The sequence below is a fragment of the Aquimarina aggregata genome (genome assembly GCF_001632745.1).
Classification (GTDB): Bacteria; Bacteroidota; Bacteroidia; order Flavobacteriales; family Flavobacteriaceae; genus Aquimarina; species Aquimarina aggregata.
Map to the genome: position 1 here is coordinate 78284 of NZ_LQRT01000046.1, position 13994 is coordinate 92277.

Here is a 13994-nt window from a genome sequence, read left to right on the forward strand (position 1 = left end):
TAAGTTTATTAGTTCTTTACACCCCAATTTTTATTAGGTGATGCTCCCATTACAAAATGTAACTTGCCTCCACTCATGATTTCTTGATGTGTAATATATGATCGATTAAGTTTTTTTCCGTCTAGAGTTGCTGATTGTATGTATATGTTTTTATCTGATACATTTTCTGCCTCTATTATAAAATCTATTTCTTCAGTAATTTTTAAAACTGCTCTATCAAAAATTGGACTACCTATTTCGTACTCTCCCGATGCAGGGTTCATTGGGTAAATACCTAATGCGCTAAATACGTACCATGCAGACATTTGCCCACAATCTTCATTTCCGCTTAACCCATTCGGAGTCGTATTATACTGTGTCTTTAAAATCTCATTTACCCAATATTGCGTTTTCCAAGGAGCATTGGCTTTATTAAACATATAGGCAATATGGTGACTAGGTTCATTTCCGTGGGCATATTGCCCGATTAGACCAGAAATATCTACAGAAACATTATCTCCTGTAATTTCAGAATCTTCTGTAAAAAGCTGTTCTAATTTTTTAACAAAAACTTCTTCACTTCCATAAAGTTGGATTAAACCATCTACATTATGCGGAACAAACCAACTATGCTGCCATGCATTACCTTCTGTATAATCTGCATGTACGCGATGCGCCGAAAATTTAGGATCAAATGGTTCATGCCAACTTTTACCATCTTTAGATTTCCCCCGCATAAAGCCTGTTTCTTTATCAAAAAGATTGGTATATGCCTCAGATCTTTTTAAGAAATAGATATAGTCTTCTTTTTTTCCTAGGGCCTTAGCTACTTGTGCTAAACACCAATCATTATAAGCATATTCTAAAGTTATTGTTACCGATTCGTCTAACAGTTTATACGGTATATATCCATATTCTTTATAAAAATTCAGCCCCCTATCATCTTGCATCATTGTTGTTTTCATTGCTTCATAAGCCTTATTAATATCAAAACCTTTAATTCCTTTCAAATAGGCTTCTGCAATTACTGAAACAGAATGATATCCTGTCATGGTATTGGTTTCGTTTGCGTATAAAGTCCAGACAGGTAGTACATTTTCATTTTCATAATATGCCAGCATAGAATTAATAATATCTGCAACCTTATGTGAATCTAAAAATATAAGTAATGGATGTTCTGCTCTAAATGTATCCCATAGGGATAACGTTGAATAGGCAGTATACCCATTAGCAGAAACGATACTATCATTTTCTTTCCGAAAAACTCCATCCACATCGCTATACACTACGGGAGCTATTTGAGAGTGATATAGAGCTGTGTAAAACATCGTTTTAAGAGAATCAACTTTTGTATCTACTTCTATTTTTGATAGTGATTGTTCCCAACTATTATGCGCTTTTTCTTTTACTTCATCGAATTCAAACTTATTATTGTATCTCGCTATGTTCTTTTTTGCATTAGCAATACTTACCGAAGAAATACCAACTTTTACATTTAATTGATTTTTTGTTACTTGGTTAAAAAACAATTGTGCAGTTACATCTTTTCCTTTTACAGAATTAATGTTTTCATGTTTAGTTTTATCTACATATAAATCATACTGATGTATTGATTTTGAAAATTCTATAACAAAAAATACTTTTTGATTTTTTGCCCATCCGGTACTATGTCTATATCCTGAAATTGTAAATTTATCTTCGATATTTATTTGTGAATCGACTGTCTTATCCCAATTTGTCGTATATCCCAAATCCAAAACAAGTGATTGTTCATCTCCTTCTTTAAACGTATAACGATGAAAAGCTGTTCGAACATCGGCCGTTAATTCTGCTTGAATATTAAAATCTTCTAAAAACAAACTGTAATACCCAGGAGACGCTTTTTCGTTAGTATGAGAGTATCTAGATTTAAAAGGAATATCATCCCTTGTTTTTATAGATTTAGACAGATCTACCTTTTTATTAATAGGCATTACTCTTATATCCGTTAAATCTCCAATTCCTGTTCCGCTGAGATGTAAATGACTAAAACCGATTGTTATCGAATCTGAATGATGATATCCAGAACACCAATCCCATGCAGAAATGCCATTATCCGGGCTAACTTGAACCATACCAAATGGAACTGTTGCCCCTGGATAGGTATGGCCATGACCCCCAGTACCTATCAAAGGATCTACAAAATTGGTTAGGTTGTTTTCTTGCTGATGAACAGTATTATTAATGGTTTCTTTTTTATTACATGAAAAAACTAGTATTGATACTATCGCTAGTAGTTTAATATTGTAAAATATCTTCATCTGGTTATATTTAGTATTTTTATGATTACTAATAGGGGAAAACAACAATAATATAAATATTTACAAATCTTAACTTTAAAAGAATAATTTTAGACCAATAACAGCGTAAGTCTGTTAAACGTCTAAAAAAAACTCGGGGAATATGTTACAAAAAATTAGACGTCTTATAAATATTACTCCTGGTAACAACTATAGTATAACACTAAAGCATCATATCATCTTCTGGTTGGTTTATTTTCTATTTACTACTTTTAGATGGGGTAGTTACTTTAACGATTATATATATTCTTTTAAGACAACTGCATTAGGTTTTGTTATACACATGACTCTTAGTTATTTTAACATTTATTACTTAATGCCAAAATTTATACATCGTCGCAAATATCTCTTGTATATAATATCTGTGATCATTTCACTTTTCCTAATGCTGTTAGCCAAATTCTACTTAACCTATTTCATGGTAAGTCATAATGTTTGGCCAGAAGGTCCAGAAGTTACTAATAATTTGACACTAAATTATGCTATCGAAATGATGCTAGGAGAACTTTATGTCATGGCGTTTGTCGCTGCTATAAAAGTTACTTTAGATTGGTTAAGGGAGCATAAAAAATTAATTGATGTCGAAAAACTACAATTAGAAACTGAACTTAGGTTCTTAAGAACTCAAATATCACCTCATTTCTTTTTTAATACACTTAATAATATTTACGCTTTATCTGTAGAAAAATCTGACAAAACTCCAAAAACAATATTAAAACTTTCTGAATTAATGAGGTATTTACTTCATGAAACCAATCAAAAAAGACAAAGTCTCTCTAAAGAAATTATTTGTTTGCAAAACTACCTGGATTTAGAAAGAATTCGATATGGAGATTTATTAAAAATAAATATTAATATTTCTGGTGAAATAGAAGATAAACAAATAGCTCCCATGCTACTCCTAGCATTTATAGAAAATTCTTTTAAACATGGCGCAAACAAAAATATTGGAGAAATAGAGATTAATATCGATTTTAATGTCATTGACGATTTTCTTTACTTCAAAATTTCTAACCCTATACCTACGAAAATGGATAATAATGAAATTATATCTTATCCAGGTGGCATTGGTATTGGCAATGTTAAAAAAAGATTAGAATTAGGGTATAAAGCAGAGGAATATAACCTTACTATAGGCGAAAATAATAGTCAGTATATTGTTGATTTAAAAATAAAAGTGTAATGGATTTAAAATGTGTAATAGTAGACGATGAGCCATTGGCAATTAATGTTATAAAAAATTATATTGATCAAACAAAAGGATTGCATCTATTATGTTCTTTTAGTGATGCTACCGAAAGTGTTGATTATATAAGAAGTAACAATGATGAAATCGATCTTCTTTTTTTAGATATTAATATGCCCTTATTAGACGGTCTAAATCTATTAAAAAGTATCCCCAAAAAACCATTAACTATTATTACAACAGCCCACGAAGAATTTGCTGTAGCCAGTTATGAATTAGAAGTGGTTGATTATTTGGTGAAACCTATTTCTTTTCACAGATTTATCATGGCCATTAATAAAGCTTTTAAAATAAGAGAATATCAACAAAAAGAGGATATTCCTTTATCTAATGAAAGAGCATATATCTTTATAAAAATTGATAAGAAAAAAATGAAAAAGATATATCTCGATGAAATATTATCTGTTGAGAGCCTAGGAGATTACATCAAAATCAATACAATAGTTAACAAGTATATAATTCATCAAACACTAAGTAGTTTCACTGATGAATTACCTTCAGAAAAATTTATAAGAATTCATAGATCATATACCATTTCTATAGAAAAAGTAGAAACAGTTGAAGGAAATAGTATCGAAATAGCCGATATAAGATATCCCATCGGAAGAAGTTATTTAAACGAAGTTAAAAATGTAATTTTTAAAGAAAATAATACTAATCCTTCTTCATAATCGAAAAAATGGTCTATATAATTATAGTAATGTCTGATTAATGTATTGAATCATACTAATATATTTTGCGTAACAAAGTCAATTTACAGATCATTTTTATCACAAAGTATGCTATTATCTTACAATTGAATTTCGTTAAATAGGCATATAATATTTAACTAATTACTTTAAAATCCCTTGTTCAGGAGTTTTTTTCTGAATCATTTCGTAACTTTAAGAGAATTTAATCTCAAATTATGCCTTTCACCGCAGAACAATTTGGAGTTTTAGCTGAAAAAACGTTACACTTTCTTCTAGTTTTAAAAAAAAATGGGAGAATAGTAGCTTGCAACAATAGATGCCATGTCTTATTCCCATTCACTAATTCTGAAATAAAAGGAAAACGTATTACTGATTTTATCATTGATGATGATGTTCAAGTCTTTAATAATTCGATTTCAAGTTTAAGCGTTGAAAATTCAATAATTAGTGAATCCTTTAGTTTTGCCACCGAAAGAGACGGAGTATTAGCTCTAAAATTTGATTTAACATATCATAATGATCTAATTTATGCTGCTGGTATTGATACTACCGAGGAGTACAAAGAGCATAGAGCTTTACAAACACTTTCTAAATTAACCAAAACTGGAGCATGGTATTTTAATCCCAGAAATAAAGAAATGTTCTGGTCTAAAGGATGTTATTTGGTTAAAGATTTAGATCCTGATACCCCTATGACACGTGATTTAGGTGCTAGTTTTTATCCCGAAGCTTCTCGCCCGAGAGTAGAAAGTTATCTAGATAACCTTATAAAAAGTAAGAAACCATATACTTATACTGAAAAAATTATTACAGCAAAAGGAAATCTAAAATGGGTTAAAGTAGTAGCACAGCCTATAATTTATAGAAATGAAGTTGTATATGTTAATGGTACTATTGCAGATGTAACTGATCGCTATAATTATATCGAAAAACTGAAATATAGTGAGGAAACAAAAAACTTAGCATTAAAAGGAATTCAATCTGGGCTCTTTGACTACCTTATTGATAGAAATGAAGTATTTTATAGTCTGGATTTCAAAAACATGTTAGGGTTACCATTAGATCAAGATGTTGTGTCCGAGGAGGATTTTCAGGATATGATACATCCCGATGATAGAGAAAAAGCCCATCAGAGGCATATTGACAACCTTCTTGAAGAAAGTAATCATTACTATAATCACTACCGTCTTATAAACAACGCCGGTGAATATCGCTATTATGAAGTACATGGATACCAGAGAAAAAATGAAAAAGGAGAGACCATTCGAATGATCGGAAACCTTATAGATGTACATCAAAAAAAGATAAATATAAAAACAATAGCAGAAAGTAAAAACAGATTACAAGCCATTGTAAACAACGGTTTTGCTTATACCGTTTTATTAGATACTAAAGGCAAAATTTTAATGACCGATAAAAAGTTATTAAAAATCATTAAAAGAGATTTTAATATCGACCCAAATATTACACCGTCTCTTTTTTATGATGTAGTTCCTTTAAACTTCAGAACATCATTTAAACACGCTTTTAATGAGGCTGTAAAAGGCAACACGACTATAAAGGAATTTGAGCGTATAACACACAAAGGTAACGTGCAATGGTTAGAATCAAAATATACACCTGTTTTTGATAATGAGTATAAAATAAATTCTATTCTAATTAGTTTTTTAGATATTACTGAACAAAAACTTGCAGAACAGACCATAAAAGAAGCACATATTAAAGAACAAGAACTAAGTAATTTAAAATCAAATATTCTTTCGAATTTTAGTCATGAGATACGCACACCCTTAAATGGTATTATGACAATCGCTAAATTATTGCTTCAAGGAAATGATCTTGATGATAAAGATAAGCTACTTGAATATCTAGAAGAAAGCAAAGATCGATTATTAGACACCATGGATAAATTATCCAATTTTAGTGAAATTGATGCTATAAATGATAATTTAATTTTCGAAGAACTCGATATAAATTATATTGTAGAAACCTCTTTTAGAGAATATAAACATATGGCGGAGGCTAAGAAGTTGAAGTATGAACTCGAACTAGATGAAAGCTGCCCTCAATCTAATATTGATAAAAATTTATTCAGACCTGCTCTTAATAATATCATACACAATGCCATAAAGTATACTGAAAAAGGTACTGTCACGGTAAAAATAAAATCTGATAATTCCGAAAAAAAAATATATATTTATATAAAAGATACTGGAATCGGTATCGACAAAACAAGTTTTGAAAAAATATTTGATCCCTTAACACAAGAAAGTATAGGGCTAAGTCGAAAATACGAAGGAACTGGTATTGGGCTTAGTTTATCAAAAAGATACATTACTATGTTAGGAGGAGAAATAAAGTTAAAAAGTACACTAGGTAAAGGTACAAAGTTCAAAATTATAATTCCTAGATGCCTATGAATATTCTTTACGTTGAAGATAACAAGATAAATGCGATGGTTATGGATAAAATGTTATCCAGAAATGACTCTAATGTGATTATTGCTGAAAATGGATCACAAGCACTTAAAGTAGTAAAAGAAAAAGAAAAGGAACTTGATCTAATTCTTGTAGATATTAATTTAGGTTTAAACCAAATGGATGGTTGTGAACTACTTCAACGATTTAGGAAATTAGAAATGTTAAAAGGTATACCAGTATTTGCCGTTACAGCATATGCCATGCCAGGAGATAAGCAACGTTTTATCAATATTGGTTTTGACAATTACTTTTCTAAACCTGTGAATTTTGAAGAATTAATATCGGTAATTTCTACAATAGGAGTTAGCTAAAAACAAATGATTTCTTAAAATTCAATACATAGTTATTACCAATTATCTAATCTGAAGAAACTTTATACCCAATTGTTTCTCTAATTCTCTAATCACTTTAATTTCTGGTTTGGTAATAAGCGCCAGTGATATACCGGTTTTTCCTGCCCTAGCTGTTCTACCACTTCTGTGCGTATAATATTCAATTTGATCAGGAAGTTGATAATGAATAACAAAACTAAGATTAGCGACATCGATACCTCTAGCGGCAACATCGGTTGATACTAATAATTGTAAGGTTTTGTTTCTGAATGCTCTCATTACCTTATCTCGTTCTTTTTGAGTCATTTCTCCTTCCAAAAGCCCAACATCATAATTTTTTGCTTTCAATTGCTTAGAAAGTGTTCTGGCTGCGGCCTTTGTTTTGGTAAAAACAATCCCTCTACCCCCTTTTTCACTCTTTAGAAAATAAGTTAATGTATCTAGTTTATTTACTTCTTCTCCAACTACAAATTGATGATTGATACCTTTATTTACAGCGTCGCTTTTATCTATGCTAACCCGAAGTGCATGTTGATTTACATATGTATTTATAATTTCATCTAAAGAAGAAGGTATTGTTGCCGAGAAAAGCCAAACGTTTCTGCGACCTTTTGTTTTACTTAGAATAGTAGTTAGATCTTTTTTAAAACCCATACTTAGCATTTCATCTGCTTCGTCAAGTACAATTGTCTTTATATTAGAGATATCAACAACTTTTCTTTCAATAAGATCAATTAATCTACCTGGAGTAGCTACGATAATTTGAGTAGGTCGACTTAATCTAGAAATTTGTTTCTCTATTTTTTCACCTCCATAAACAGATTCTGTAAAGATTTTATCTGTATACTTTGTAAATTTAAATAGTTGTTTAGCTATTTGTTGACCAAGTTCTCTCGTAGGTGCTAAAATTAAAGCTTGCGTATGGTTTTTTTGAGCATCTATCTGGGACAATAAAGGAATTCCAAAAGCTGCAGTTTTTCCTGTGCCCGTTTGTGCTTTACCTACAAAATCTGTTTGGTTTTTTAAAAGCAGTGGTATAGCTTGTTCCTGTATTTTTGTTGGAACAGCAATTCCCATTTCCAAAAGTCCTTTGTTAAGTTCATCGGATACTCCTAACTCCTTAAATGTCATAGCCTCTTAATTTAGGCTGCAAAAATAATCGAATATATTTACAACTCAAGAGAAATGATGAATTACTAAAAATAATTCTTAACAGGAAATACTCATGAAATATCCAAAAAATTGCTTTTTTGAAGTTAATCCTTTTTTATGAAAATGTAGATCGTTCATACAAAATCCTCCAGAGCAATTAAAATCTGTACTTTCTTCTGATGATATAATATCTATTAAGGTGACACCTTCTATATGATCAGAATGATCATGATCAAGTTTATATTTTACATCAAGAAACTCAGTCATGTAAGAAAAAACTTTCTTGTATGATGCTGTATCATTTCCCAACGTAATAGTCTGAATGTCTACAATACTTTCGTTAACAGTTATGGGGTCTAAATCATTAACAATGATTGTTGATTGAGCATTACCAAAATTGGCTATCAAAATGGTAAATAGTAAGATGGAGCAGTGTAATAGTTTAGTCATTTAGTTCAATTTTTAGGATTATGGGGGTTAATCTTAATTTGATTTCAAAGTACTACATTTATGTGCATTTAAACCGTATATAAAAATGTAATAATTCTAAATTCATCGGCAAAATACATAAATTGACGTTAAAAAGCAATTTTATATCGTTTTTTAACACTTACACTATGTAAAACTGTTTTTTTTATACGTGAAAACCATAAAAACTCAAGAAATCTAAAACAATGTAGGGTCATCTGTGGTATGATTAGGTAAGCTAAGTCTTGTATTTAAATTTTTATTTAATTGTTCTATAAAATATTTAGATAATAATGGTGATTCTTTTTCGATATTCTGATGAACAAAAAAATGTATTTCGTTAATTCCTGCTTCTCTCCATGATTTCAATCTAATAATCCAATCATCAAGTCGTGTATAATCTGTTGGATGATTTGCTCCAACATATCTAACAAATGCCTCTCCATTAGTTAATCGCATATGCAGTAAATCTCTTCTTCCTGCTGTATCTGTAATTATATTAGCAACATTATGATCTTCTAAAAGACTATACAGTTCGTTTGCAACTACACTATCATTAAACCAATCGGTATGTCTAAATTCAACTGAAAGGCGAATTTCTTTTGGCCATTTTTCAATAAACCTAACTACCCTATCAAAATTTTTAGGCCCAAAATTGCCATGCATCTGTAAAAAAATGGTTCCAAGCTTTTCTTTAAGATGTATCGCACTTGCAAGATATTGATCCACATAAGGCTGGACATCCTCATTTAATCTCTTTAAATGAGAAATATTTTGAACAAGTTTAGGAAAAAACTTAAATCCCTCTGGAGTCTTATCATACCATTTTTTAAACTGGTCTTCGGGAAAAATTCTATAAAAAGTAGCATTAAGCTCAATACTATTAAATTGTCGAGAATAATATTCTAGTTCGTCTTTTGTACCTCTGGGATAAAACCCTTTTAGATCCTGACGATTCCATTTGGCACAACCTACTGATACTGATAGATTATCTTTAGAATTATTTTTTATTACGTCTAATGTGTCTTTATGATCTTTTGGTAACAAAAAATCTATAGTCTCTGGATGTTCTACTTTGCCAAATTGCATATATTAATATGAATTAATTTAGGATGAGTAACAAAAATATCATTTGATTAGTAATAAGTAAAAAAAGTAAAAACTTTTTATTTCCTTATTTTTTTCATCGTTCTTTTAGAACTAACTTATTATTTACTTAATCTTAAACGAAAACAAAACGAATATATTTATTTAAAATGTAACCTTGCAACATTCATATTGTTTATAAGTCGTTTAAAACTCTAAGACACAAGGTCAATTTTGCGCTTAACTATTAGTTAATTTTAGTAAACCTCTTTATTATGGAAAACAGGGAATCAAATTTATTGGCAATACGTCCAAAGTTATTAAATGCAAGAGTTTCTGAAAACATGTCAAATGATGAACAATTTCAGAATAAAACAATCAGACCAATAGTTAAACTTCAAGGTGATCTTTTTATTGAAGTATTTAAAAATTATATCAAGAAAAGAAAGAATACTTTTTACGAGTTATCTCTTGAAAAAAGAATGAATTTTATTGAAAATGCCGTTCAAAAGGACATGAAATTTAGAAATAGTCTTAAAGGGATGATCATTGGCCAATTTACGGTAGAAGAATACCTGCAGTATACGCAAAACTCTTCTGCATTAAATAAGCGTATGATGAGTATCGTAAAAGAGCGATTACAGGATAACGTACAACTATTGGAATATAAAGTTGCCTAATAAACTAAAAAAGGAGCTGTTGTTTACAGCTCCTTTTTTAGTTTATTTACTATCGTTTTTAATTATTCAGTTTCTAAATAATTTAAAACATTTTTTTCTATTCGTTCTTCTACGTTAGAAACATCTGCTTTTACAAAAGTAGTTCCCGCAATGTTCTCGTACAGTTCTATATATCGTTCAGAAACTGAATTTATATATTCGTCTGTCATTTCTGGAATTTTTTGTCCTTCTTTTCCTTGAAAATCATTACTAATAAGCCATTGTCTTACAAATTCTTTAGACAATTGTTTTTGAGCTACTTTTTGTTGTTGTCGTTCTTCATAACCTTCTATATAAAAATAACGAGAAGAGTCAGGAGTATGAATTTCATCTATCAAAACAATTTTTCCTTCTTTTGTTTTTCCAAATTCGTACTTGGTATCTACCAAAATAAGACCTTGTTTTTCAGCAATTTCTGTTCCTCTTTGAAACAATTTTCTCGTATACTCTTCAAGTACTACATAATCCTCTTTTGACACGATATTTTGAGATAAAATTTCTTCTCTAGAAATATCTTCGTCATGTTCTCCATTCTCGGCTTTGGTAGATGGCGTGATTATAGGTTCGGGAAATTTGTCATTCTCGATCAGGCCTTCTGCCATTGGCACACCACATAAAACTCGTTTTCCTGCTTTATACTCTCTAGCTGCATGACCAGAAAGGTAACCTCGAATAACCATTTCTACTTTAAATGGCTCGCAAAGATGTCCAACAGCTACATTAGGATCTGGAGTGGCAATCAACCAATTTGGCACCAAATCTTCTGTAGCCTTCATCATTTTGGTTGCTATTTGATTTAAAATTTGACCTTTAAAAGGAATTCCTCTGGGCATTACAACATCAAATGCAGATAAACGATCCGTCGCAATCATCACCAAAAGTTCATCATCTATATTATATACCTCTCTAACTTTTCCTTTGTATACCGATTTTTGTTTAGGAAAATTATAGTTTGTATCTACTATTGTATTCATTACTTAATTTCTAAGTGTATTTAAAATCTCTTGTATTAGCTAATACCAGAATAGGTTATCCATTTCTATTTTCAATTTCTTTGTAGGCAGCAATTACTTTTTTAACCAATTTATGGCGAATTACATCTTTATCATCCAAATAAATAATACCTATACCTTGTATGTTTTTAAGTACCAATAATGCTTCTTTTAATCCAGATGTTACTCTTCTGGGTAAATCTATTTGTCCAGGATCACCAGTAATGATAAACTTTGCATTTTTACCCATTCTTGTTAAAAACATTTTCATTTGGGCATGAGTAGTATTCTGTGCTTCATCAAGAATTACAAAAGCGTTATCTAGAGTTCTACCCCTCATAAAAGCCATTGGGGCGATCTGAATAACCCCTTTTTCTATAAAACTGTCTAATTTTTCATTAGGAATCATATCTCTTAATGCATCGTACAATGGTTGCATATACGGATCTAATTTTTCTTTTAAATCCCCCGGTAAAAACCCAAGATTTTCTCCTGCTTCTACTGCAGGTCTTGTAAGAATAATACGTCTAACTTGTTTTTCTTTTAGCGCTTTTACTGCTAGAGCAACTCCTGTATAGGTTTTCCCTGTACCGGCAGGACCAATCGCAAAAACCATATCATTTTTATTCGAAGACTCTACCAGTTTTCTCTGATTTGCAGTTTGTGCTTTAATCAGCTTGCCTCCTACTCCATGTAATAAAGTTTCTCCGCTTACTGCAGATGTTTCATAATCTGCTTTGCTCTCACTAGTAAGTACTCGTTCGATGACATTTTCGTCTAATTTATTATACTTCGCAAAATGTTCAAGAAGCATATTAAGACGAAGATCAAACTCCTCGAGCATGTCTTCATCTCCATAAACTTTCATTTTACTACCTCGTGCTACTATTTTAAGCTTCGGAAAGTATTTCTTTAATAATTGAATATTGCTATTCTGAAGTCCGAAAAACTCTCTCGGATTAATCTCTGTAAGTTCAATAATGAGTTCGTTCAAAAGCTATACGAATTTTAGTATGAATTGTTTTTTGGATTGATTAAGTTTGCTAAAGTTATTTTAGATTTTTTCTAAGGGAAAACAAAATGAAAATTTAAAATAGATCAAACAAATATTGATGATCGTAATACGGTGTATATCAAAACATGTGAAATACTAAAGTATTATACTTCATTTTGAAGTCAAAAGAAAAACTCGAAATAACCTCATAACAAATTTACATATTTTTAAGCGCTTACAATCAAAAGATATTAACAATTATTGTACATGCCAATAATCACATTAACTACAGATTTTGGAATCAAAGATCATTTTGTGTCTGCGGTTAAAGGAGCTATATATACAGAGCTACCAGAAGCAAAAGTTGTTGACATATCGCATGAGGTCTCTCCTTTTCATATAACAGAGGCTGCATATATTATACAAAACGCTTACAAAAGCTTTCCTAAAGGTAGTATTCATATTGTTGGCATCGACAGTGAACTTAATCCTGAAAACAAACATATTGCCGTAAAATTAGATGATCATTATTTTATTTGCGCAAATAATGGATTAATATGTCTAATTACATCAGAGTTTAATCCTGAAAAAATTGTAGAAATTAATATTCATGATGCTATTGTATCTAATTTTCCAGTAATGGATGTTTTTGTCGCTGTAGCATGCCATATTGCTCGCGGAGGCACTTTAGAAGTGATTGGTAAAACTATATCAGAGATAAAAACTATCAAAGGCATGACTCCTATCGTTAATGTCGGTGATAAACAAATAGTAGGCAGCATCATTTATATAGATAACTATGGAAACTTGGTTACCAATATCACTCAAAAATTATTTGACGAAGTTGGTAAAGGACGTAAATTTAAAATAACTGCACGAACCGCTGTTTTTCAAAATGTTTATAAAAGATATAGTGACGCTATTAATTTTGATATCGAAAAAAGTAAACGAGAAGAAGATGGTAAAAAATTAGCCATTTTTAATTCATCTGGCTATTTAGAATTAGCGATTTATAAAAGTAATCCTAAAACTGTTGGAGGTGCGTCTAGCCTTTTTGGATTATACTATAGAGATACGGTAAGTGTTAATTTTGAATAAATACCCATTGTTGTTTATCTATATAAAATCCTAAAACTTTGTAGCTTTGTTATTTTGAAATCTACCATATGATTATACGAATTGTAAAAATGGGATTTGTTCCTGAAGAAATAGATAATTTCTTAGAAATTTTCGAAGAAAATAAAAATAAAATTAGAAATTTTGATGGTTGTCATCATGTCGAATTAATACGAGATGTAGAACAATCCAATCAATTTTTCACATATAGTCATTGGGAATCGAAAGAACACCTCAATAACTACAGAAACTCTACGTTATTTAAAGGTGTTTGGGCAAATACTAAAAATAAATTTAATCAAAAACCCGAAGCTTGGAGTACAAAAAAGGTTTAGGTTTACATGTCTATAATTTTAATAGTGCCATTAGATTTTGATCATTGCTTAAAAAACGAATTAT

The 13994-nt window shown here is 30.4% G+C and carries 13 protein-coding genes; 7 read left to right on the plus strand and 6 right to left on the minus strand.

The genetic code is table 11. From position 1 onward, the window contains the following. Positions 1-8: 8 nt before the first annotated feature. Positions 9-2279 (minus strand): GH92 family glycosyl hydrolase, encoded by a 2271-nt coding sequence (locus AWE51_RS21350; protein ID WP_066317981.1) that lies wholly within the window; start codon positions 2277-2279, stop codon positions 9-11. A 142-nt stretch (positions 2280-2421) separates the two neighbouring features. Between AWE51_RS21350 and AWE51_RS21355 the strand changes: the two genes are divergently transcribed. The 4 genes from AWE51_RS21355 to AWE51_RS21370 all read left to right on the plus strand — a co-directional run bounded on the left by AWE51_RS21355 (position 2422) and on the right by AWE51_RS21370 (position 7047). Beyond that, complete coding sequence (locus tag AWE51_RS21355) at positions 2422-3501, plus strand: sensor histidine kinase (protein WP_066317983.1); 1080 nt, start codon at positions 2422-2424, stop codon at positions 3499-3501. Then, complete coding sequence (locus AWE51_RS21360) at positions 3501-4235, plus strand: LytR/AlgR family response regulator transcription factor (RefSeq protein ID WP_066317985.1); 735 nt, start codon at positions 3501-3503, stop codon at positions 4233-4235. Before AWE51_RS21355 ends, AWE51_RS21360 begins: the two co-directional genes overlap by 1 nt. 236 nt (positions 4236-4471) lie before the next feature. After that, positions 4472-6676, plus strand: a complete 2205-nt coding sequence (locus AWE51_RS21365) for a PAS domain-containing sensor histidine kinase (RefSeq protein ID WP_066317993.1) — start codon at positions 4472-4474, stop codon at positions 6674-6676. Next, positions 6673-7047, plus strand: coding sequence for a response regulator (locus AWE51_RS21370; RefSeq protein ID WP_066317994.1), 375 nt, complete (start codon positions 6673-6675; stop codon positions 7045-7047). Before AWE51_RS21365 ends, AWE51_RS21370 begins: the two co-directional genes overlap by 4 nt. Positions 7048-7089: 42 nt before the next feature. On the opposite strand, the gene AWE51_RS21375 is transcribed toward AWE51_RS21370, so the two are convergent. From AWE51_RS21375 to AWE51_RS21385, 3 genes are all read right to left on the minus strand, one after another. Beyond that, positions 7090-8199 (minus strand): DEAD/DEAH box helicase, encoded by a 1110-nt coding sequence (locus AWE51_RS21375; protein ID WP_066317996.1) that lies wholly within the window; start codon positions 8197-8199, stop codon positions 7090-7092. 78 nt (positions 8200-8277) lie between these two features. Further along, complete coding sequence (locus AWE51_RS21380) at positions 8278-8670, minus strand: hypothetical protein (RefSeq protein WP_066318003.1); 393 nt, start codon at positions 8668-8670, stop codon at positions 8278-8280. A gap of 216 nt (positions 8671-8886) precedes the next feature. Continuing rightward, on the minus strand, positions 8887-9777 hold the full coding sequence (locus AWE51_RS21385) for a DUF72 domain-containing protein (RefSeq protein ID WP_066318004.1): 891 nt from the start codon (positions 9775-9777) through the stop codon (positions 8887-8889). Positions 9778-10049: 272 nt separating this feature from the next. Between AWE51_RS21385 and AWE51_RS21390 the strand changes: the two genes are divergently transcribed. Next, complete coding sequence (locus AWE51_RS21390; protein ID WP_066318008.1) at positions 10050-10454, plus strand: glyoxalase; 405 nt, start codon at positions 10050-10052, stop codon at positions 10452-10454. 62 nt (positions 10455-10516) lie between these two features. Here AWE51_RS21390 and AWE51_RS21395 read toward each other — a convergent pair whose 3' ends face one another. Together AWE51_RS21395 and AWE51_RS21400 are read right to left on the minus strand one after the other, a co-directional pair. Next, positions 10517-11467 carry a phosphoribosylaminoimidazolesuccinocarboxamide synthase gene (locus AWE51_RS21395; protein ID WP_066318010.1) on the minus strand — a complete coding sequence of 317 codons (951 nt, stop codon included), beginning with the start codon at positions 11465-11467 and terminating at the stop codon, positions 10517-10519. Between the two features lie 55 nt (positions 11468-11522). Further along, on the minus strand, positions 11523-12479 hold the full coding sequence (locus tag AWE51_RS21400; protein WP_066318013.1) for a PhoH family protein: 957 nt from the start codon (positions 12477-12479) through the stop codon (positions 11523-11525). Between the two features lie 267 nt (positions 12480-12746). On the opposite strand from AWE51_RS21400, the gene AWE51_RS21405 reads away from it, so the two are divergent. Beyond that, positions 12747-13577, plus strand: a complete 831-nt coding sequence (locus tag AWE51_RS21405) for an SAM hydrolase/SAM-dependent halogenase family protein (RefSeq protein ID WP_066318016.1) — start codon at positions 12747-12749, stop codon at positions 13575-13577. Positions 13578-13645: 68 nt separating this feature from the next. Beyond that, positions 13646-13930 carry a putative quinol monooxygenase gene (locus AWE51_RS21410; RefSeq protein WP_066318019.1) on the plus strand — a complete coding sequence of 95 codons (285 nt, stop codon included), beginning with the start codon at positions 13646-13648 and terminating at the stop codon, positions 13928-13930. The last annotated feature ends 64 nt before the right edge of the window (positions 13931-13994 follow it).